This is a genomic window from Burkholderia sp. Ac-20379 (genome assembly GCF_017104645.1).
Lineage (GTDB): Bacteria > Pseudomonadota > Gammaproteobacteria > Burkholderiales > Burkholderiaceae > Burkholderia.
Genome location: NZ_JAAGPF010000018.1, coordinates 1 through 20,889, shown reverse-complemented (window position 1 = coordinate 20,889; position 20,889 = coordinate 1). Strand labels below are relative to the sequence as shown.

Here is a 20,889-nt window from a genome sequence, read left to right as displayed (position 1 = left end):
GGCATATCGCATGATTACGTTGGAAAAACGCGCGGCGAAGGTCGCGATCGTTCTGGAAAAACGTCGTCTTCTGACGCCCCCCGTGGTGCGCGTGGGCGCGGCGCTCGATATTTCGGGCTCCGCGGCGCCGCTGTATGAATCGGGCATCATCCAGGAAACGCACGACCGCATTCTCGGCATCGCGCTGAAGTTCGACGACAACGGCGAAGTGGACACCTGGACGTTTACCGAAGGCTTCGACCGCCTGCCGACGGCCACGCCCGACAACTACGGCTCGTACATCGGCGAGCACGTGTTGAACGGCCCGGTCAAGAAGTGGGGCGGCACGCGCTACGCGCCGGTGATGGGCGACATCGTCGATTTCTTCTTCCGCGCGCCGCAAAAGCGCGAGCCGAAGCGCGGCGGTTTCCTGAGCCGGATCTTCGGCGGCGGCGAGGCGCAAGCCGCACCGGCCGCGCCGGCCGAAGGCGCGCACCTGCCGGCCTGGGTGCTGTTCATCACCGACGGCCAGAACCCGTCGCAGGATCGCGACCGCGTGCGCCGCCTGCTGGCCGATTCGCAGCACTTCCCGCTGTACTGGTCGCTGATCGGCGTGGGCGATCCGGACGAATTCGGTTTCCTGTCGGAGATCGCCGACGAGATGCCGAACGTCGGCTTCCTTCACCTCGAATCGCTCGACGTGCCCGACGAGCAGATCTACGAGCACCTGATCACGCCGGAATTCTGCGAGTGGGTGCGCGCGAAGTAAGCGCAGCCCGCCGGCCACTTCTCCTTCGAACCCCTTACCTTCCATCATGCTGAAAGATTTCAAGATCCCGCTGTCGCTGACGGTGCTGGCGCTCATCGCGGCGTACGCGCTCGGCGGCTTCAAGGACATGCTGATCGTCGCCGTCCTGAGCGTGCTCGAGATTTCGCTCTCGCTCGATAACGCGGTGGTCAACGCCTCGGTGCTCAAGGGCTGGTCCGAGAAGTGGCGTCAGCGTTTCATGCTGTTCGGCCTGCCGGTGGCGGTGTTCGGCATGCGCCTCGTGTTCCCGCTGCTGATCGTGGCGGTGATCGGCCACATCGGCCTGATCGACGCGCTGAAGCTGGCGATCGAATCGCCTGACCGCTACGCGGCGGTGCTGGTCTCGGCGCATCACGAAGTGTCGGCGTTCGGCGGCGCGTTCCTGCTGATGGTGTTCTTCAAGTTCATGCTCGACACGGGCAAGGAAGAGCACTGGATCGGTTTCGTCGAAGGCCCGCTGAGCCATCTGGGCCGCATCACGGCGCTCGAAGTGGCGCTGACGCTGGGCATCGTCATCATCGCCTCGTTCTACGTGCCGGCCGCCGAGCAGGTGAGCTTCCTGCTGGCGGGCGCGTTCGGCGTGATCGGCTTCGTGATCGCGCACGGCATCGGCGATCTGGTCGGCGGCGAGGAGACGGGCACGCGCGTCGTGCGCGAGGGCATGGCCGGCTTCTTCTATCTTGAAGTGCTCGATTCGTCGTTCAGCTTCGACGGCGTGATCGGCGCGTTCGCGCTGTCCAACAACATCTTCCTGATCGCGCTCGGCCTCGGCGTGGGCGCGGCGTACATCCGGGAAATGACGCTCGTGCTGCTCAAGAAGGGCACGCTGGCGCAATACCGCTTCCTCGAACACGGCGCGTTCTGGGCGATCGGCGCACTGGCGGCGATCATGTTCCTCGGCGTGAAATTCGAGGTGCCGGAAGTCGTGACGGGCCTGGTGGGCGCGGCCATGATCGGCGCGGCGGTGTGGTCGTCGATCGTCGTGCAGCGCCGCGAGGCGCGCACGGGCGGCGCGAACTGACATTCCTTTCCTTCAACGGCCCGCGCACGGCGCGGCGCCGCGTTACCGCCGGCGTGGCGGGTTACAGCAAACGAGGTTCAGATGATCAATTTGTCGAAAGGCGGCCGGGTCAACCTGTCGAAGGAAGCACCGGGCACGCAGAAATTCCACGTGGGCCTGGGTTGGGATGCGAACGCGACGGATACCGGCGCGGATTTCGATCTCGACGTGTCGGTGTTCCTCTGCAAGTATGACGAGCAGAACAACCCGCGTCTGATCTCCGATCAGCATTTCGTGTTCTATAACGCCGAAGTGCGCACGACGGATCGCAAGGAGACCTTCATCCAGCCGGGCGACGAATTCCCGAAGCGCGGCATGCCGGCCTCGAAGTGCCTCGGCGTGGTGCACAGCGGCGACAACCGCACGGGCAGCGGCGGCGGCGACGACGAAGTGATCTTCATCGACGTCACGAAGCTGGCGCAGGATATCGAGGAAATCTCGATCGTGGTGACGATCGACCAGGCGGAAGCCCGCCGCCAGAACTTCGGCCAGGTGCGCAACAGCTACATCCAGATTTCCGACGAAGTGTCGGGCGCGGTGATCGCCAAGTACGCGCTGGAAGAGGATTTCTCGATGGAAACGTCGGTGCAGGTCGGCAGCTTCTACCGCCGCGACGGCCAGTTCATGTTCAAGGCGGTCGGCGCGGGCTACAACCGCGGCCTCGGCGATTTCGTCAAGGCGTACGGCGGCTCGGTCTGAATGGCGGCGGCCCGGCGCGCGGCGATGCCGCCGGCCGGGCAGGGCGCAGCGATGACACACCCTTCCGACGAGCCGAAACGGCTCGACTTCGACACCGAACCGGAGCGCAAGCCCGGCCGGCCGCTGTTCGATGCGGCGCCGGCCGCTGCCGCGCCGGCGCCGCGCGCGCCTGACACCCGCGTTCGGCCGATCGACCTGCCGCAAGCGGCGCCATCGCCCTCGCCATCGTCTCAACCGGCCCGGCCCGCGATGCCGGCGCCCTCCGGCCGGCCCGCGCCGGCGGCGCTCGATCTCGGGCCATCGTCTCCGCGCTCCGAGCCGCGTTCGCCGGCGGCCGAAGCGGTTGGCAAGAGCCTGTTCGGCGGCGCCGAGCATCCGCAGTTGCAGGCCTGCTTCGACGCCGCGCGGGCGGCCTATCCGAATCTCTACCCCGAGCACGGCGCACGCGTCGAGCGCCATATCCGCCAGCTTCTGCCGCCGCGCCTCGCCACCGTGGCGACGATCGGCGACACCGCGCTCGCGGCATCCGGCGATCTGGTCGAGGCGATCGCCGACACCACGCGCGAATTCGGCGAACTGAACGCGGCCGACCTGATGGCGGGCCTGCTCGCCCAAGCCACGCGCAAGGACGGCATGCTCGACCGCTGGTTCCGGCCCACCACCAATACGCCGGTCGATTACCGCGCGGCGCTCGGCGCGCTCAAGCAGTCGCTCGGTTTCTTCCCGCGCCGCACGGCGATGCTGGCCGACAAGCTGCGTCATGCCGACGAGAGCCTGGTGGTGGTGCTGGCGGCGCTGAGCGCGGTGACGGACGTGGTGCGCATTCCCGACGACGCAGGGCTGGAACGCACGCTGCACGACCGCCGCAGCATCGTCGCGCAGGCGCTTCAGCAATTGCGCATGCAGCCGGTGCAATTGAGCGGGCTCGACGAGCGCGCCACCGACCTGATGTCGCGCGCCGATCATCTGATGAACGTGGTGTTGCCGGCCGCGCATGCGGCGCGATTGCGCAGTTGATTCCGTTGTGGCGGACGGCCGGCAATCTGCCTGGTCCGTCCGGCATTGCGGCGTTTCCCGATGCCGGCGCCGGCATTCATTTTGATTTTCTTGCCGCTTGGCCCTGTAAAACGCCTTACCCGCTTGAAGAATGCGCCGTATGCCGAATTCGTTTTGGCAGGTTTGTTAAATGGAATTAACCCGGCTTTATGGCATTGAGTCCACGATTGAAATGATCTCGGTTCGATTATCCGGATTCAAACGATTGCCTTTTCCCGGATTTTGATTACCATTGGCGCCTGGTTTGCCGCGACGGCTCGCAACCCGATCCACCCGACTGCCGCGAGGCGCCGGACATTTCCGCCGCCGCGCTTCAATAACAAAGGAATACCGACCGATGAATCAAACCGCTCCGCAGCAACCGTCCTTCGCCTTCGTCGCCGCCTCGTGGGCCGCCTTGCTGGCCGGCATCGTCGCCTACCTGCTCGGGCTCTGGAACGCGGGCATGCAGCTCAACGAGAAGGGCTACTACTTCACGGTGCTGATGTTCGGCCTGTTCGCCGCGGTATCGCTGCAGAAGAGCGTGCGCGATCGCGTCGAGGGGCTGCCGGTCACGGGCATCTACTACGGCCTGTGCTGGTTCTCGACGCTGCTGGCCGTGCTGCTGCTGGCGGTCGGCCTGTTCAACGCCACGCTGGCGCTGAGCGAGAAGGGCTTCTACGGCATGGCGTTCCTGCTGTCGCTGTTCGGCGCGATCGCCGTGCAGAAGAACACGCGCGACATCCAGGCCGCGCGCCCCGATTCCCGCGACGCCGAGCCGTCCGCGCCGTTCCAGGAATAAGCGCTCGCGGCGCGATTGCGCGGGGTGCATTTCAGTATGGGCGTATTGACGTATTGCCCCCGCCGCGATTTTTCAGGAGAATGCGCCGCACCTCATGCGATGGAACGGCGGATGCGTTTCAAACGTCCGCTTGATTAAACGTTTACATATCCATCGCATGCGCACCACGCGCGCCGATTCGAATTCCGTTCCAGATCGATGTGAAGGCTCTTTTGCTTGACGGCTGTCGCCGGCAATGCGTCCGCCATCCTATTTCACATTTTGCTTTTTCCGGAACTGCTAAATTCCGAACTACGCCTGTTGAAACGCATGCGCGTCGCGAGCTCCATGCGACGCGCAGAATCCACGCCCCAGTCATGTCTGCCGTCACCGTCGCTCTGGCCACTACCGCGCTGTTCGGGCTGCTGATGCTCGTCCTGCTCGGCTCGCTGATTCGCACCCAGGCGAACGGCGTGCGCGAGTGGTTCGGCGCGAACCTGCTGCTGTCGGCCTCGCTGGCGCTGGTGCTGGCGCGCGGGCTGGTGCCCGATCTGATGTCGGTGGTGGTGGCCAACGGCATGTGGGTGCTGTCGGGCGTGATGCTCTACGCCGGCTTCGCGCGCTTCCTGCGGCTGCCGGTGCGCTGGCTCTGGCTGGCCGTGCCGGTGGCGCTCACGTTGCCGGCGCTGACCTACTGGCGCTATGCGGTCGACAGCATTCCGATGCGCGTCGCGATTTCCACGGTGTTTACCGCCGGCGTTTGCATCGCGATCGCCGCGGCGGTGATCGTTCGCCGCCGCGCCGGCCAGTCGCGCTATCCCTATTTCGCCACCGCCACGCTGGCGATCGCGTTCGCGCTGAGCCAGCTTGCGCGCGGCATCCATTTCGTGACGCTGCCCGGCCCGTCGAGCGTGACGATGCTGAGCACCTCGGTCAACGTGATCCTGCTCTGCATCGGCGCGGCGATCATGCCGGTGATGACGATGTGCGCGATCCTGCTCGTGCACGATTCGCTGCAGCGCGAGGCGCGGCGCGTGATCGATCACGATTTCCTGACGGGCGCGCTGTCGCGGCAGCGCTTCGAGTTCGTGGCGCGCGCCCGTGTCGAGGAGGCCGACCGCAACGGCACGCCGCTGTCGCTGTTGCTGGTCGATCTCGATCACTTCAAGGCGATCAACGACACCTACGGCCACGCGGGCGGCGATTGCGTGCTGCGCGAATTCACCGATCTGATGCGCAACCGGCTGCGCGGCGGCGATGCGCTGGGGCGGCTCGGGGGAGAGGAATTCGCGATCCTGCTGCCGAACACGACGATGGTCGACGCCTACCGGATCGCCGAACGGCTGCGCGACGAAGTGAGCCGTCACGAGGTGGCGACGGCGAGCGGCCTGTGTTCGTACCGCACGAGCGGCGGGGTGGCGAGCCGGCAGCCCGGCGAAACGCTGGAGCAACTGGCCGGCCGCGCCGATCAGGCGCTGTACGACGCGAAGGTGACGGGCCGCAACCGGGTGTGCATGCACGGCGGCCGCTTGCCGGCGGCCGCGGCGCCCACGCCGGCGCTGACGCTGGTGCGGCAGGACTGACCCGCGGCCAGCCCCGCGCCCAAGCCAGGCGTTACGGCAGCGAGATCGTCAGGTTGGCCGATTCCGGGCCGACCTTGATGATCTGCGAATACGGCGCGAGCGCCTTCAACGTGTGATCGCGCAGGTAGGCGTTCAGGCCGATGAAGGCCAGCAGCCCCACCAGCGCGAACACCGCGCCGATCGACCACAGCGGCACCTCGCGCTTGAGGCGGTGCGCGATCTGGTCCGGCAGCGGCCAGTGCGGCGCGAACGGCGCGCGCTTGCCCTTGATCTGCGAGATCTCGTCGCCGATCCGTGCCGTCAGATAAGCGAGCTTCTCCGGCCCTTCGAGCAGGTACTTGCCCTGGAAGCCGAGCAGCAGGCACATGTGGAACACCTCCAGCGACTGCAGCCGCGCCGCGCCGTGCGCGCGGCATTCCTCCAGATACTGAAAGAACTTCTCGCCGGCCAGTTGCTCGCCGAACAGCACGAGCTGCAGCGGGCGGCGCTCCCATTCGGCGCGCACCTTGAACTGCGACGACAGCACGGCCTCGTCGATCGCCGCGCAGAACGCGAACTTGGCGGCGTACACGTCGTCCGCGCCGGCGTTCAGCTTCTTCGCGCCGCGCTCGAAATCGGCCAGGAATTCCTGGATCCGCGTGCGGAATTCGTTCGCCTCGCCCGGCTCGCGGCCGTTCTTCAGCAGGAACATCATGAAGAAGCCGTCGTAGAGCAGATCGAGCAGCGAGCGCGCCTGGAAGCTGGCGTCGGTCGAGGATGCCGAATGCGGCGCGGGGGGCGGCGTGTTGCCGCCGAACAGGGAGGGCGCGTAGCTCATGAGGTGACCGCGATCAGTTCGAATTTGAGGTCGTTGATGCCCGAGGGCGCGTAGATCATCGCGGATTGCGATTGCAGCATCCGCTCATAGAGCGGGCTGCGTGCGTCGAGCGCGAAATAGCAGGCGCCCGGGCGCACCGGAATCGCGGGCGGCACCTGCGGGGTGTACGACAGGCGCACGCCCGGCATCGCGGACAGCACCAGTTTGTCGACGTCGTCGGGCGCGCCCACCTTGAAGCGCGCCGGCACCGCGTCCACCAGCTCGACCGACGGCATGTCGGCCGACACGGCCAGGTAGAACTCGGTCTTGTCGTCGATCTTGCCCGAATCGAGGCGGCCGATATGGAACGACGGCCGCACTTCCTCGAGCGTGATCGCGAAGTAGCGCGTGGAGATCACGGTTTCGAGCAGCTCGCGCAGCATCGTGTCGAGGCGCGCGAACGGCGGGCCCGGATCGTCGTGGCGATAGGCCGGCAGATCGGCCAGCGCGTAGCCCTTCGAGAACGTCATCAGCTGGCCGGCCAGGCGCAGCAGCTCCTGGAACAGCCGCTCGGGATGCAGCGCCGAATGCTGGTAGAGATGCGCGAGCGAGGCGAACGCGGCGTTGGCCGTGTGCAGCAGCCAGAACGAGGCGATGTCGCCCGAGCGGAACTCGATGATGTTCTTGGTCGGCTCGCGATGGAAGCCGTACAGCGCGTTGACCTTGGCCTGCAGCGCGTCGATCAGTTGACGCAGCCGCTGCATCAGCACGCCCGACGCCTCGATCGCGAGGCACGGCGGCACGAACGAATCGTCGAACTCGAAGCCCGAGGTGGCCGTGCGCCGCACGCGCACCAGCGGAATCGCGAGCAGTTGATCGCGCGGCTCGCTGTGCGCGATCAGCTTGACGTGGGTTTTCAGGAACGCGATGTCGGCTTCGGCCGCATCGGTGAACTGGTCGGCGATCGGGCCGTTCTCGCTCAAGAAGCGGCTCGAGAAGCCGGCATCGGCGTCCTCGACGTAGTTCGAGCCGGCTTCGCGCAGCGGATGCAGCGCCAGGTAGAACGTGAATTCGTTGATGCCTTCGGGCAGCGTGTCGAGCGCGACGGGGCGCGGCAGCAGGTCGGCCTGCGGCGCGGAATACAGCGCGCCGTCGGGGAAGATCAGCGACAGCTCGGACAATCGCAGCACGTTGCTGCTGATCGCGTCGCGGTCGAGTTTCAGCGAACGCAGGCCCCAGTTATATGGCTGGATCGCCTGGATCGATTCGAACAGGCGGGCCTCGTGATACGCGTCCTGCCGCTGAAAGTGCTGAGGCCGCAAAAACAGGCCTTCACCCCATAGCACCTTGGCCGAATAACTCATGTCAAACCTTGTATGTGATTGGGATGCGGCTTGGCATAATCGCACCCCGATTCATATGGTCGTCAAACTTTGTTAATTGACTTGAAAACGTTACCGAATCGCTAATTACCGCAACTGACCGACGACAGCATATTCAGTTGCTGTGCGGGCAGGCCTTGTTGCGAGGCGATCACGGTGCCGCCGGTTACGGTCATCGCGCAATTGTGCAGGCCGATGATTATGCCGGATTTCTCCGATTTCGCTGGATCGAACGCCAGTTTCCAGCGCTGCATCGCGGGGCTGCGGAATAGCGCGACGATGCCGAATGCCTGCGCCTCGCGAGAAACTTTTTCCGTTGCCGTGTAATGCTGACCGGGGATCAGCGTCACTTCGCGCACGCTCAGCAGGTCGGCGCCGAGCGCCGCCTTTTCCTTGGTCGGATCGGTGAACGCATCGAACGGCGCCTGCTGGAACGTGGTCGGATCCTTCAGCGTGTAGAGCCGCACCACCAGCGCCAGCGGCTTGTTGTCGGTGGCGGCGTTCAGATTCGGCGCGGCGTAGAGGGTAATGCCTAAATTGCGCGGCGGCTTCTGCGAGTCGGGCACGTCGGGCTTGCCGATGCCGACCATCTGCATCGCGGCGCTGCCGGCCGAGCCGAGCAGCGGAACGGCCGCCGCGCAGCCTGCGAGAAGGGCGCAGGCCATCAATGGCAGCGCGAATCGGGACAAAGACGAAATCATCGTGAATCAAGGACGACGGTCGGTCGTTTCCTGTCAGAAATGCCTGGCGTGGCGCGGGTTTTATCGGGCAAAGACGGCTTGCAAGTCCCAGTTACTGGCACTTCTGCTAGGTCGCCTCATTCAATCGGAAATTTTTTCTTCAATTTCGTCGCATTTACGGATATTCAAGTAAATGTTGCCAATTATATTGCGATCCCCCAAGTTGCCCGGATTGTGTAAAGCCGCGCCCGGCGCGATGTTTCGGTCGTTTAAATCGAATCTCGATGCACTGGAGATTGAATTATGAAAAATTGATCGGTACTATACCCGCGCACTCGCTGCAAAGCAAAACACTGAAACTCAACGATTTAAAACTCCGCGCCGGTGATAAAACGATGAAAGACCGACTGTTCGCAAAATTTTCCGCAGTAGTAATGGCATGCGCCGTGGTCGCAGGCTGTGCAACGCAGCCGCCGGCGCCGCCGACGCCCGAAGCATTCAACAAGCAGCTCGACGATGCGGATACCGTCGCGAAGGCCGGGGATCAGGACAAGGCGATCGGTCTGTACCAGCAACTGGCGAAGGCCGACCCGACGCGCGAAGAGCCGTGGGCGCGGATCGCCCAGATCCAGTTCCAGCAGGGCCATTATGGCCAGGCGATCGTGGCGGCGCAGGAAGCCCTGCAACGCGACAACACCGATCGCCAGTCGAAGAGCGTGCTGGCCGTGTCGGGCCTGCGCATCGCCACGGAATCGCTGGCCGAGCTGCGTCAGGACGCATCGCTGGCCGGCGACGCGCACGCCGATGCGCTGGTGCTGGCCAAGCAGCTTCGCGATTCGCTCGGCGAGGACGCGCTGTTCGCACCCGAGCAGCAAGCCCAGAAGCCGGTCGTCAAGCGCCGCAAGATCTACCGCAAGCGCGCCGCGCACGAAGCCGCACCGGCCGCCGCCGCGCCGGAAGCGGCCAAGCCGGCCGCAGCCGCGCCGGCAGCGCCGGCCAAGAGCGGCGCGGATCCGTTCGGCGCGCTGCGTTAAGCGCGCACCCACCACCACACGCTATCGGGAGCCGTCATGGCCAAAAGAGAAAGTATTCAGAAGCGCCTGCAAAAGGTACGGCCGCCCCGTGTGCAGCTGACCTACGAAGTCGAACGCGGCGACGCGATCGAGCAGAAGGAACTGCCGTTCGTGGTCGGTGTGGTCGGCGATCTGGCCGGCCAATCCGAAGTCGAGATGCCGAAGCTGCGCGACCGCAAGTTCGTCAACATCGACCGCGACAACTTCGACGACGTCATGAAGGCGATCGAGCCGCGCGCGGCCTATCAGGTCGAGAACAAGCTCAGCGAGGAAGGCGGCAAGTTCGCCGTGGATCTGAAGTTCCGCTCGCTCGACGATTTCACGCCGGATCAGGTCGTCAATCAAATCGAACCGCTGCGCCGCCTGATCGAGGCGCGCTCGAAGCTGGCCGACCTGCGCAACAAGATGGCGGGCAACGACAAGCTCGAGGATCTGCTGAGCGAAGTGCTCAGCAACACGCAGCAGTTGCAGGCGCTCGCGAAGCAGTCGGGCGAGGGCGGCCAGGAAGGCGGCGAATAAGCTACGGGGTTACGAGATGAATCAGCAAACGGCTGCGGCCCAACAGGCCGGCGCGCTCGAGGGCGCGGAAACCTCGCTGCTCGACGACATCGTCGAGAAGAGCAAGGTTGCGAAATCGCAATCGGAACATGCACGCGCGAAGGACCTGATCGGCGAGCTCGTCCATCAGGTGCTCGACGGCACGGTGATCGTGTCGGACAACCTGTCGGCCACCATCGACGCGCGCGTCGCGGAGCTCGACCGGCTGATCTCCGCGCAGATGAGCGCGGTCATGCATGCGCCGGAATTCCAGAAGCTCGAAGGCACCTGGCGCGGGCTCGACTATCTGGTGTCGGAAAGCAATACCGGCGCGACCATCAAGATCAAGGCGCTGCACGCGCCGAAGCGCGAACTCGTGCGCGACTTCAAGGCCGCCACGGAATTCGACCAGAGCGCGCTGTTCAAGAAGGTCTACGAAGAAGAATTCGGCACGTTCGGCGGTGCGCCGTTCGGCGCGCTGATCGGCGATTACGAAGTGTCGCGTCAGCCGGAAGACATGTACTTCATCGAGCAGATGTCGCACGTGGCCGCCGCCGCGCACGCGCCGTTCATCGCCTCGGCCGCGCCGGAGCTGATCGGCCTCGAATCGTTCGCCGATCTGGGCAAGCCGCGCGACCTCGGCAAGGTGTTCGACACGGTCGAATACGCGAAGTGGAAGTCGTTCCGCGATTCGGAAGATTCGCGCTACGTCGGCCTCACGCTGCCGCGCTTCCTGGGCCGCCTGCCGTTCCATCCGAAGGACGGCCAGACCGCCGAGAGCTTCAACTTCGTGGAAGACGTGGACGGCACCGATCACTCGAAGTACCTCTGGTGCAACGCCGCCTGGGCGTTCGCGGCGCGCCTGACGGCCGCGTTCGACGATTTCGGCTGGTGCGCCGCGATCCGCGGCGTGGAAGGCGGCGGCCTGGTCGAGGATCTGCCCACCCACACGTTCAAGACGGACGATGGCGAAATCGCGTTGAAGTGCCCGACCGAAATCGCCATCACGGACCGCCGCGAGAAGGAGCTGAGCGATCTCGGCTTCATCCCGCTGGTTCACTGCAAGAACTCCGATTACGCGGCGTTCTTTGCGGCCCAGTCGGTGCAGAAACCGAAGAAATACAACACCGACAGCGCCAACGCGAATGCGGTGCTGTCCGCTCAGCTCCAGTACATCTTCTCGGTATCGCGCATTGCGCACTACCTCAAGGCGATGATGCGGGACAAGATCGGCAGCTTCGCGTCGGCGCAAAACGTAGAGTCTTTCCTGAATCGCTGGATCTCCCAGTACGTGCTGCTGGACGATAACGCGTCTCAGGAACAGAAAGCGCAGTTCCCGCTGCGCGAAGCATCCGTCCAGGTCTCGGAAATTCCGGGCAAGCCGGGCTCGTATCGTTCGGTCGCGTTCCTGCGTCCGCACTTCCAGCTCGACGAACTCTCGATTTCCCTGCGCCTGGTGGCGGATCTGCCCAAATCGGCAAATTGATAAGCGATTGAGTCAACGTCGCCTGAGCGGGCCGCTCGGGTAGGAATTGAAAACCACCTCTTTGGGGAGTAATGCGTCATGTTGGACATCTATCTGAATTTCGGCAATCCGTCGATCAAGGGTGAGTCGCAGGACAAGGACCACGCGAACTGGATCGAACTGAAGTCGTGGGACTGGTCGGTCACGCAACCGCGTTCGGCCACGTCGTCGACCTCGGGCGGCCACACCGCCGAGCGCTGCGAACACAGCGACATGGTGTTCACGAAGGAACTCGACATGGCCAGCCCGCTGCTGTATCAGCACGCGTCGGGCGGCACGACGTTCGATGAAGTCTCGATCGACTTCATGCGTTCGGACGGCGAAGGCAAGCGCGTCAAGTACCTCGAGATCAAGCTGAAATACGTGATCATCTCGAGCGTCACGCCGAGCGTGCAGACGGAAGGCCTGCCGGTCGAACAGTTCTCGCTGAAGTACGCTGCCGTGCAGTGGAAGCAGACCAAGCAGAACATCGGCGGCAACCAGGGCGGCAACACGCAGGGCGCCTGGAGCCTCACGAAGAACGACAAGACCTACGCGGTCTAAGGTCGTCGCCGAGACGGGGCACGCGGTGCCCCGTCTTGCGTTTTGCATCGCCCGTTGCCTGTCGTTCCATGAAACGTTTCGAGCCCAGTTTTCTCGACAAGCTGTTCGACGACGAACCGCATCAGCCGGCCTCGCCCGCGATGCGGCAATTGTCGCTGGACGAGCTGAAGAACACCGTCGCACGCGACGTCGAATCGATCCTCAACACGCGCATCGCGCTGACGGACGACGATCTCGCGGCGCTGCCGGAGTGCCAGCAATCGGTGCTGACCTACGGCCTCAACGATTTCGCGGGCCTGAGCCTCGCGAGCCACTACGATCGCGCGTTCATCTGCAAGTCGATCCAGCAGGCGATCGATCGTCACGAGCCGCGGTTGCAGCAGGTCGCGGTGTCGTTCGAGCTCAACGAGCAGTCCACCAATGCGCTGAATTTCTCGATTCGCGCGTTGCTGGTCGTGCATCCGGCGCAGGAGCCCGTCAATTTCGACGCGATGCTGCAGCCGTCCACCTTGCAGTACTCGGTGTCGCGCGCACGCGCCGCCAAGGTTTGACATGATTCCGGATCGCCGCGCGCCAGACGACGCGGCGGCCATCCGCCCTGCAGGCAGGGCGTTTCGGCCCGCTCGAGATCCGAGCGGGCTCTGAGTTTCGGGGACCCTCGATGGAAGAGTTGCTGCCGTACTACGAGCGCGAATTATCGTTTTTACGGCGGTACTCGCATGAATTCGCGCGGCGTTATCCGAAGATCGCCGCGCGGCTCGCCATGACCGGCGAGCATTGCGACGATCCGCACGTCGAACGGATGATCGAATCGTTCGCGCTGCTCGGCGCCCGCATCAACAAGAAGCTCGACGACGATTACCCGGAATTCACCGAGGCGCTCGTCGACGTGCTCTATCCGCATTACCTGCGGCCGTTCCCGTCCTGCTCGATCGCGCAGTTCACGCCGTCCGCCAACGTCGCGCAGCAGACCGCGCCGCATCGCGTGGCGCGCGGCACCGAGCTGAAGAGCCGGGCGATCCGCGGCGTGCAGTGCCAGTTCCGCACCGCCTACGACGTGACGATCGCGCCGATCCGCATCTCGGAAGCGCGCTATTCGTCGATCGCCGCCGCGCCGGCCGCCACCGTGCTGCCCGGCAACGCCACCGGCGTGATCTCGATCACGTTCGAATCGCTGGCGCCGCAGTTCGATCTGGCGGGGCTCAAGCTGCCGTCGCTGCGCGCGCACCTGCACGGCGAACAATCGTTCGTGGCGGCGCTGGCCGACTGCCTGTTCGTCAACACGCTCGCCACCTTCGTGGAGCCCGAGCGCAACGGCCGCTGGACGCCGCTGCGCGTGTCGCCCGTCACGCAGGCCGGCTTCGACGAGCAGGACGCGCTGATCGACTACCCGGCGCGCTCGCATCCGGCCTACCGGCTGCTGACCGAATACTTCGCGTTCCCCGACAAGTTCGATTTCGTCGATTTCGACCTGGCCGCGATGACGCGCCGCGCCGGCCCGTGCCACCGCCTGACGCTGCACATCGTGCTGGCCGACGTACGCAGCGATTCGCACGTCGCGCGGCTGCTCGACATGCTGAGCGCCACGCACCTGCGCCTGTTCTGCACGCCGGTGGTGAACCTGTTCAAGCAGAACGGCGAGCCGATCCGCGTCGATCACCAGAGCGTGTCGTATCCGGTGATCGCCGAGTCGCGCCGCGCGTTCGCCTACGAGGTCTATTCGATCGATTCGGTGCATCTGGTGCGGCAGACGGCGCACGAGGAATCGGTGGTCGAATTCCGGCCGTTCTACTCGCTGCATCACGGCGAGGCCGGCCACGTCGGCCATTACTGGTTCGCGCGCCGCAACGACTGGGTGGCGCAGCACAGCCCCGGCTACGAAACCGAAATCTCGATCGTCGACATCGATTTCGAACCGGCCGCGCCGCAAACCGACACGCTGAGCCTGCGCCTGACCTGCACCAACCGCGACCTGCCGGCCGGCCTCGCCACGGGGCTCGCGGGCGGCGATCTGTTCGCCGACGGCGGCGCCGATTTCGGCGACATCACGATGCTGCGCCGGCCGTCGCCGAGCGTGCGCTTCGCGCGCGGCCGCGCCGCGCACTGGCGGCTGATCTCGCACCTGGCGCTGAACCACGTGTCGCTCGCCAACGACGGCCTCGCGCCGCTCAAGGAACTGCTGACGCTGTACGACCTGCGCCGCTCGGCCGTCTCGACGCGCCACATCGACGGGCTGGTCGCCATCGAGCAGCGCGGCGCCGTGCAATGGCTGCCCGGCAAGCCGTTCGCCACCTTCGTGCGCGGCATCGAGATCCGCCTGACGATCGACGAGGAGCATTTCGTCGGCACCAGCCTGGCCGCGTTCGCGCGCATGCTCGATGCGTTCTTCGGGCTGTATGTCCATCTCAACAGCTTTGTTCAACTGATCGTCGTGTCCAAGCGCACCGGCGAGGAGATCATGCGATGCAAACCGCGAAGCGGCGAATCGATCCTGGCGTAGTCGATCAGTTCCTCGACGAACCGTATCGCTTCGAGTTCTTCCAGGCGGTGCGGTTGCTCGAAACCTGGTTCGCCAAGCGCGATCCGGAGAAGCCCGACGCGCTGCGGCCCGGCGAGATCGTCGAGCGGCGGGTGGCGTTCCGCAATTCGCTGTCGCTCGGGTTTCCGCCGAGCGAGATCGAGCACGCGCAATCGTTCGACGTGGCCGGCGACCGGGTGGCCGAGGCGCAGCGCGGCGCGGCCGTCAACGACGAGGCGATCGACCGCGTGGAGATCGTGCCGGCGTTCTTCGGGCTGCTGGGCGGCCAGGGCGCGCTGCCGCACCATTACACCGAGCAGATCATCTCGCGCGAGCAGTTGAAGCGCGACCACGCGGCGCGCGCGTTCTTCGACGTGTTCTCGAACCGCGCCACCGCGCTGTTCTATTCGGCGTGGAAGAAATACCGGCTGCCGCTGCATTACGAGCTCGATCGCGACGAGCGCTATCTGCCGCTGCTGCTTTCGCTGGCCGGCGTGTCGAACCCGGACGCGCGGCGCGCGATGCAGGAAGGCAGCGGCGCGGTGATCGACGAGGCGATCGCGGGCTATGCGCTGGCGGCGCGGCACCGGCCGGTGTCGGCGGCGTATCTGCAGCGCACGCTGTCCGATTACTTCCAGGTGGCGATCCGCGTCGATCAGTTCGTCGGCAAGTGGTACGACGTGCCGCCCGATCAGCTGAGCGTGCTCGGCGAGGTCAACGCCGTGCTGGGCGCGACGGCGCTGGTGGGCGAGCGCGTCTGGCAGCGCGACATGCGCGCGCGGCTGGTGGTCGGCCCGCTCAGCAAGCGCGATTACGAGGCGTTCCTGCCCGGCGGCGACCGCGCCGTCGCGCTGGAGCGGATGCTGACGCTGCTGGCCGGCGTGACGCTGGAATACGAGGTGTCGCTGGTGCTCAAGCAGGAGGAGGTCGGCCCGACCATCCTCGGCATGGGCGGACGGCTCGGCTGGGATGCGTTCCTCTGCACCCAGGACGCCACGCAGGACCGCGCCGACGCGCGCTACGAGCTGCATGTGATTCATTGAATGCCGGCCGGCGCGGCCCCGGCCGCGCCGACAATCCGAACAATACCGAGCGAACCCGAGAGCCACCGACTTCATGAGCACGCCACTCAAGACCCTGATTGCGAAACTGAACCCGACCTGCCGCAAGGCCGCCGAGCGCGCCGCGAGCCTGTGCTTCGCGCGCGGCCACTACGAGGTCGATCTGGAGCACCTGTTCGTCGCGCTGCTGGAGGAGAGCACCGGCGACACGCCGATCGTGCTGCGCGCGAGCGGCATCGATCCGCACGCGCTGCGCAGCGATCTCGAACGCGAGCTCGACGGCCTGAAGACGGGCAACACGCGCACGCCGGTGTTCTCGATCCATCTGAGCGAACTGTTCGAGCAAGCCTGGCTGATCGCCTCGCTCGACGCGCAGATCGGCCGGATTCGCTCGGGCCACCTGCTGCTCGCGCTGCTGAGCGCGCCCGACCTGGCGCAGTTCGCGCAGCGCATGTCGCCGCAGTTCGGGCGCGTGCGCGTGACCGATCTCAAGCACAAGTTCGACGAGATCACGGCCGGCTCGAACGAGGCCGAGCCGCGCGAAGCGGGCGCGGCGGGCGATGCCGAGGCGGCCGGCGTGGACGCGGCCGCGGCGGGCGCGAGCGGCCCGTCGAAAACACCGGCGCTCGACACCTACACCACCAATCTCACGCAGCGCGCGCGCGACGGCCGGATCGACCCGGTGATCGGCCGCGACGCCGAGATCCGCCAGGCGATCGACATCCTGATGCGCCGCCGCCAGAACAACCCGATCATGACCGGCGAGGCCGGCGTCGGGAAGACGGCCGTGGTCGAAGGGCTGGCGCTGCGGATCGCCGCGGACGACGTGCCGCCGCCGCTGGCCGGCGTCGCGCTGCACGTGCTCGACATGGGGCTGCTGCAGGCCGGCGCGAGCGTGAAGGGCGAGTTCGAGAACCGCCTGAAGAGCGTGATCGACGAGGTCAAGAAGAGCGCGCATCCGATCATCCTGTTCATCGACGAGGCGCACACCATCATCGGCGCGGGCGGCCAGGCCGGCCAGAACGACGCGGCCAACCTGCTCAAGCCGGCGCTCGCGCGCGGCGAGCTGCGCACCATCGCGGCCACCACCTGGAGCGAGTACAAGAAGTACTTCGAGAAGGATGCGGCGCTCGCGCGGCGCTTCCAGGTCGTCAAGATCGAGGAGCCGAGCGAGCCGCTCGCCGCCGCGATGCTGCGCGGCATGGCCGGGCTGATGGAGCGCCACTTCAACGTGCGCGTGCTCGACGACGCGATCACCGAGGCGGTGCGGCTCTCGCACCGCTACATCAGCGGCCGCCAACTGCCGGACAAGGCGATCAGCGTGCTCGACACCGCCTGCGCGAAGGTGGCGCTGGCGCAGAGCGCCACGCCGGCGCTGATCGACGACACCAGGAAGCGCCTCGAACGGATCGAGGCCGAGATCGCCTCGCTCGAACGCGAGGTGGCCGGCGGCGCGTCGCACGACGAACGTCTGGCCGAGCTGCGCGCGGCGCGCGAGGCCGATCTGGCCGCGCTCGACGCGGCCGGCCGGCGTTACGACGAGGAGCGCGCGATCGTCGCCGAGATCGTCGCGCTGCGCACGCGGATCGACGCGGCCCGCGACGGCTCGGCCGACGGCGAGCGCATCGACGAGGACGCCATGCGCGCCGAGCTGGCCGAACGGATCGCCGCGCTGAAGGCGGTGCAGGGCGTGGCGCCGATGGTGCCGCTGCAGGTGGACGGCCACGTGGTGGCCGAGATCGTCGCCGCCTGGACGGGCATTCCGCTCGGCCGCATGGTGAAGGACGAGATCGAGACGGTGATGAACCTGAAGCCGCTGCTCGGCGCGCGCGTGATCGGCCAGGACCACGCGCTCGACGCGGTCGCGCAGCGCGTGCGCACCGCCACGGCCGGGCTGGAGGATCCGAACAAGCCGCGCGGCGTGTTCCTGTTCGTCGGCCCGTCGGGCGTCGGCAAGACCGAAACCGCGCTGGCGCTGGCCGACGTGCTGTACGGCGGCGAGCGCAAGATGGTCACCATCAACATGAGCGAATACCAGGAAGCGCACAGCGTGTCGGGCCTGAAGGGCTCGCCGCCGGGCTACGTCGGTTACGGCGAGGGCGGCGTGCTGACCGAGGCGGTGCGCCGCAATCCGTATTCGGTGGTGCTGCTCGACGAAATCGAGAAGGCCCACCCGGACGTGCTCGAAATGTTCTTCCAGGTGTTCGACAAGGGCGCGATGGACGACGCCGAGGGCCGCGAGATCGATTTCCGCAACACGCTGATCATCCTGACCTCGAACGTCGGCTCGAATCTCGTCATGCAGGCCTGCCTGAACAAGCCCGAGGAGGAACTGCCCGATCCCGACGCGCTCGCCGAAACGCTGCGCCCGGCGCTCTACAAGGCGTTCAAGCCGGCGTTCCTGGGCCGCATGAAGGTGGTGCCGTTCTATCCGATCTCGGACGACGTGCTGGCCGAGATCATCGAGCTGAAGCTCGAGCGCATCGCCCGCCGCATCGAGGCCAACCACAAGGCGCGCTTCGAGTGGGACGAATCGCTGGTCGAGGCCGTGCTGGCGCGCTGCACCGAGGTGGATTCGGGCGCGCGCAACGTCGACCACATCCTCAACGGCACGCTGCTGCCCGAGATCGCCGGGCACGTGCTCGAACGGCTCGCGGACGGCACGGCGATCGAATCGATCGCGGTGCGCGCCAGCGAGGCCGGCGAGTTCGACTACACGGTTCAGTAAGCGTTTTTTCGCCGCGCGCGGCGGCGTTCGTTGATGGTTCTCCGCCGCGCGCCGTTTCACCGTTTTTCCAGTTGTCACGACGATCATGCCGATTCACGTCAATGCGCTACTCGCGCCCCTCAGCGATGCCTCGCCCTGCGGCGAGGACATGCTGTTCTCGTCCGAATTCGACGCGATCCAGCACGCGCGCAAGTTCGACGATCCTTCTCTCGACCAGGGCGAATGGATCACCGAAATCAAGGAAGCCGACTGGGGCTTCGTGGTCGATCAGTCGGTCGAACTGCTCGGCACGCAGACCAAGGATTTGCGGCTGGCCGTCTGGCTGACCGAGGCGCTCGCGATCCAGGACGGCATCGCCGGGCTGACGCAGGGCTACGAACTGCTGGCCGGCCTGTGCGCGACGTGGTGGGAGCAGGTGCACCCGCTGCCGGAAGGCGACGACACCGAATACCGGCTCGGCAACGTCGGCTGGCTGTCGGGCCGCACGGCCGAGCTGCTGCGCGCGATTCCGCTGACCGACGGCTCGGGCAGCGCCTACACGGCGCTCGACTGGGACGTGGCGCAGCATGTCGCGCAGGCGGTGCGGCGCGATCCCGACAACGCGAACGAGATCGCCCGCAACAAGCCGTCGGTCGATCAGATCGAGGCGTCCAAGCGGATGACCTCGGTGGCGTTCTACGCGTCGCTGCTGGCCGGGCTGAGCGCGTTCGCCGTGGCGCTCGATGCGCTCGACGACGAGCTGGAACGTCGCGCCGGCAACGCCGCGCCGAGCTTCCGCCAGGCACGCGACGCCTACGAATCGGTGCGCATGCTGGCCGAGCGCTTCGCGCGCGAGCAGGGCTATGCGCCCGACGCGCAGCCGGTGGCCGTGCCGCAGGCCACCTCGCAGGCCACGCAGATCGAACGCAACGAGCCGTCCTTCAAGACCCCGTTCAACCCGGAGCCGAACGCCGCCATGCCCGCCGCCCAGACCCCGCCCGTGCCCACGACCGCGGCGCCGGTCATGCCGACCGTGATCGCCGGCCTCCAGAACCGCGCGCAGGCTGTCGAGCAGTTGCGCGCCGTGGCCAAGTATTTCCGTGCCACCGAGCCGCACAGCCCGGTCGCCTATCTGGCCGACAAGGCCGCCGAATGGGCCGACATGCCGCTGCACCAGTGGCTCGCCTCGGTCGTCAAGGACGACGGCTCGCTCTCGCACATCCGCGAGCTGCTCGGGCTCAAGCCGGACGAGAACAACTGATCGATTGATCGGCCGACGATGAAAAAACGGCGCCGGCGGGAAGCTCCCGCCGGCGCCGTTTCGTTTCGGCCCGCCGCCGTGCGCCTACTGGCTCACGCGGAACTCGATGCGGCGGTTGCGCGCGCGCCCGTCGGCCGTGTCGTTCGAGGCGATCGGCTGGTCGGGGCCGACGCCGGTGGTGGTCAGTTGCTGCGAGGCCACGCCCTTGGCGATCAGGTAGCCCTTCACGGCATCGGCGCGCGCCTGGCTCAGCGCGATGTTCGAATCGCGGTTGCCGGAGTTGTCGGTATGGCCGATCACCGTGACCTGGCGGTTGCCGAGCTTGGCCATCGCCGCGGCCATCTGATCGAGGATCAGGCGGCCTTGCGGCGTCAGCGTCGCGCTGCCGGTTTCGAACTCGATGGTGCGGTTGGCGAGCGTCTGGTCGAGGATGCCCTGCTCGGACGCGCTCACGCGCAGCGCGTTGCGGATCGTGTAGGTCGGGTTGAGCTGGTTCGCCATGTCGCTCGCGACCTGCTGGCGCAGCGCCTCGTTGCGCACCTCGCCCTTCACGTCGATCGCGGTGCCGTTGATCTTCAACTGGCCCTTGCTGATCTGCTTCAGTTGCGGGCCGATCAGCTTCTGCACGTTGGCGCTCCAGTTCGGCGGCGTGGTGACGTCGCCCACCTCGATCTGGTCGACCACGTTGCCGGCGCCGTAGGTGTCGCGCAGCTTTTGCAGCACGGCGGCCTTGGTGGCCTCGTCGGGCACCTTGCCGCCCGCCACCACCTGGCCCGGCGTGTTGTTGGCCGGCGCCGGGGCCGACACGGTCGCGCCGGTGCCGTTGCCGGTGGCGGGGCCCGCGCCCGAGCCGTTCGACAA

Annotated in this window: 19 protein-coding genes; 15 read left to right on the top strand and 4 right to left on the bottom strand. The window is 66.3% G+C overall.

The features are described 5' to 3' along the window. The first annotated feature begins 10 nt into the window (after positions 1–10). The 6 genes from G3N92_RS04325 to G3N92_RS04300 all read left to right on the top strand — a co-directional run bounded on the left by G3N92_RS04325 (position 11) and on the right by G3N92_RS04300 (position 5,945). Complete coding sequence (locus G3N92_RS04325; RefSeq protein ID WP_206126220.1) at positions 11–748, top strand: VWA domain-containing protein; 738 nt, start codon at positions 11–13, stop codon at positions 746–748. A gap of 46 nt (positions 749–794) precedes the next feature. After that, positions 795–1,808, top strand: a complete 1,014-nt coding sequence (locus G3N92_RS04320; protein WP_206126219.1) for a DUF475 domain-containing protein — start codon at positions 795–797, stop codon at positions 1,806–1,808. Positions 1,809–1,889: 81 nt separating this feature from the next. After that, on the top strand, positions 1,890–2,546 hold the full coding sequence (locus tag G3N92_RS04315; protein ID WP_206126218.1) for a TerD family protein: 657 nt from the start codon (positions 1,890–1,892) through the stop codon (positions 2,544–2,546). 51 nt (positions 2,547–2,597) lie between these two features. Then, positions 2,598–3,563: a hypothetical protein gene (locus G3N92_RS04310; RefSeq protein ID WP_206126217.1), complete on the top strand. Its 966-nt coding sequence runs from the start codon at positions 2,598–2,600 to the stop codon at positions 3,561–3,563. Positions 3,564–3,939: 376 nt separating this feature from the next. Further along, positions 3,940–4,383, top strand: coding sequence for an inner membrane protein YiaA (yiaA, locus tag G3N92_RS04305; RefSeq protein ID WP_206126216.1), 444 nt, complete (start codon positions 3,940–3,942; stop codon positions 4,381–4,383). 356 nt (positions 4,384–4,739) lie between these two features. Then, the gene (locus tag G3N92_RS04300) at positions 4,740–5,945 is read left to right on the top strand and encodes a GGDEF domain-containing protein (protein ID WP_206126215.1); all 1,206 of its coding nucleotides are present in this window, start codon (positions 4,740–4,742) and stop codon (positions 5,943–5,945) included. 31 nt (positions 5,946–5,976) lie between these two features. On the opposite strand, the gene icmH is transcribed toward G3N92_RS04300, so the two are convergent. The 3 genes from icmH to tssJ all read right to left on the bottom strand — a co-directional run bounded on the left by icmH (position 5,977) and on the right by tssJ (position 8,824). Next, positions 5,977–6,762, bottom strand: a complete 786-nt coding sequence (gene icmH, locus G3N92_RS04295) for a type IVB secretion system protein IcmH/DotU (RefSeq protein ID WP_206126214.1) — start codon at positions 6,760–6,762, stop codon at positions 5,977–5,979. Then, on the bottom strand, positions 6,759–8,105 hold the full coding sequence (gene tssK / locus G3N92_RS04290) for a type VI secretion system baseplate subunit TssK (RefSeq protein WP_206126213.1): 1,347 nt from the start codon (positions 8,103–8,105) through the stop codon (positions 6,759–6,761). Before tssK ends, icmH begins: the two co-directional genes overlap by 4 nt. A 101-nt stretch (positions 8,106–8,206) precedes the next feature. Then, positions 8,207–8,824 (bottom strand): type VI secretion system lipoprotein TssJ, encoded by a 618-nt coding sequence (tssJ, locus tag G3N92_RS04285; RefSeq protein WP_206126212.1) that lies wholly within the window; start codon positions 8,822–8,824, stop codon positions 8,207–8,209. Positions 8,825–9,198: 374 nt separating this feature from the next. On the opposite strand from tssJ, the gene G3N92_RS04280 reads away from it, so the two are divergent. The 9 genes from G3N92_RS04280 (at position 9,199) to tssA (ending at position 20,028) form a co-directional block, all read left to right on the top strand. Next, on the top strand, positions 9,199–9,837 hold the full coding sequence (locus tag G3N92_RS04280) for a tetratricopeptide repeat protein (RefSeq protein ID WP_206126251.1): 639 nt from the start codon (positions 9,199–9,201) through the stop codon (positions 9,835–9,837). 36 nt (positions 9,838–9,873) lie between these two features. After that, entirely contained in the window at positions 9,874–10,395 is a 522-nt protein-coding gene (gene tssB / locus G3N92_RS04275; protein ID WP_206126211.1) for a type VI secretion system contractile sheath small subunit, read from the top strand. A 16-nt stretch (positions 10,396–10,411) separates the two neighbouring features. Then, complete coding sequence (gene tssC / locus G3N92_RS04270; protein ID WP_206126210.1) at positions 10,412–11,899, top strand: type VI secretion system contractile sheath large subunit; 1,488 nt, start codon at positions 10,412–10,414, stop codon at positions 11,897–11,899. 78 nt (positions 11,900–11,977) lie between these two features. Further along, positions 11,978–12,481, top strand: coding sequence for a type VI secretion system tube protein Hcp (locus G3N92_RS04265; protein WP_206126209.1), 504 nt, complete (start codon positions 11,978–11,980; stop codon positions 12,479–12,481). A gap of 68 nt (positions 12,482–12,549) precedes the next feature. Continuing rightward, positions 12,550–13,032 (top strand): type VI secretion system baseplate subunit TssE, encoded by a 483-nt coding sequence (gene tssE / locus G3N92_RS04260; protein WP_206126208.1) that lies wholly within the window; start codon positions 12,550–12,552, stop codon positions 13,030–13,032. Between the two features lie 110 nt (positions 13,033–13,142). After that, a complete protein-coding gene (gene tssF, locus G3N92_RS04255; protein WP_206126207.1) occupies positions 13,143–14,981 on the top strand; it encodes a type VI secretion system baseplate subunit TssF in 1,839 nt (612 codons plus the stop codon). Continuing rightward, complete coding sequence (tssG, locus tag G3N92_RS04250) at positions 14,945–16,042, top strand: type VI secretion system baseplate subunit TssG (protein ID WP_206126206.1); 1,098 nt, start codon at positions 14,945–14,947, stop codon at positions 16,040–16,042. Before tssF ends, tssG begins: the two co-directional genes overlap by 37 nt. Before the next feature lie 73 nt (positions 16,043–16,115). Beyond that, a complete protein-coding gene (gene tssH, locus G3N92_RS04245) occupies positions 16,116–18,788 on the top strand; it encodes a type VI secretion system ATPase TssH (protein ID WP_206126205.1) in 2,673 nt (890 codons plus the stop codon). Positions 18,789–18,873: 85 nt separating this feature from the next. Continuing rightward, entirely contained in the window at positions 18,874–20,028 is a 1,155-nt protein-coding gene (gene tssA, locus G3N92_RS04240; protein WP_206126204.1) for a type VI secretion system protein TssA, read from the top strand. 84 nt (positions 20,029–20,112) lie between these two features. Here the strand turns inward: tssA and G3N92_RS04235 are convergent. Beyond that, positions 20,113–20,889: OmpA family protein (locus G3N92_RS04235; protein ID WP_206126203.1), on the bottom strand; the 777-nt coding region annotated here is incomplete at its 5' end.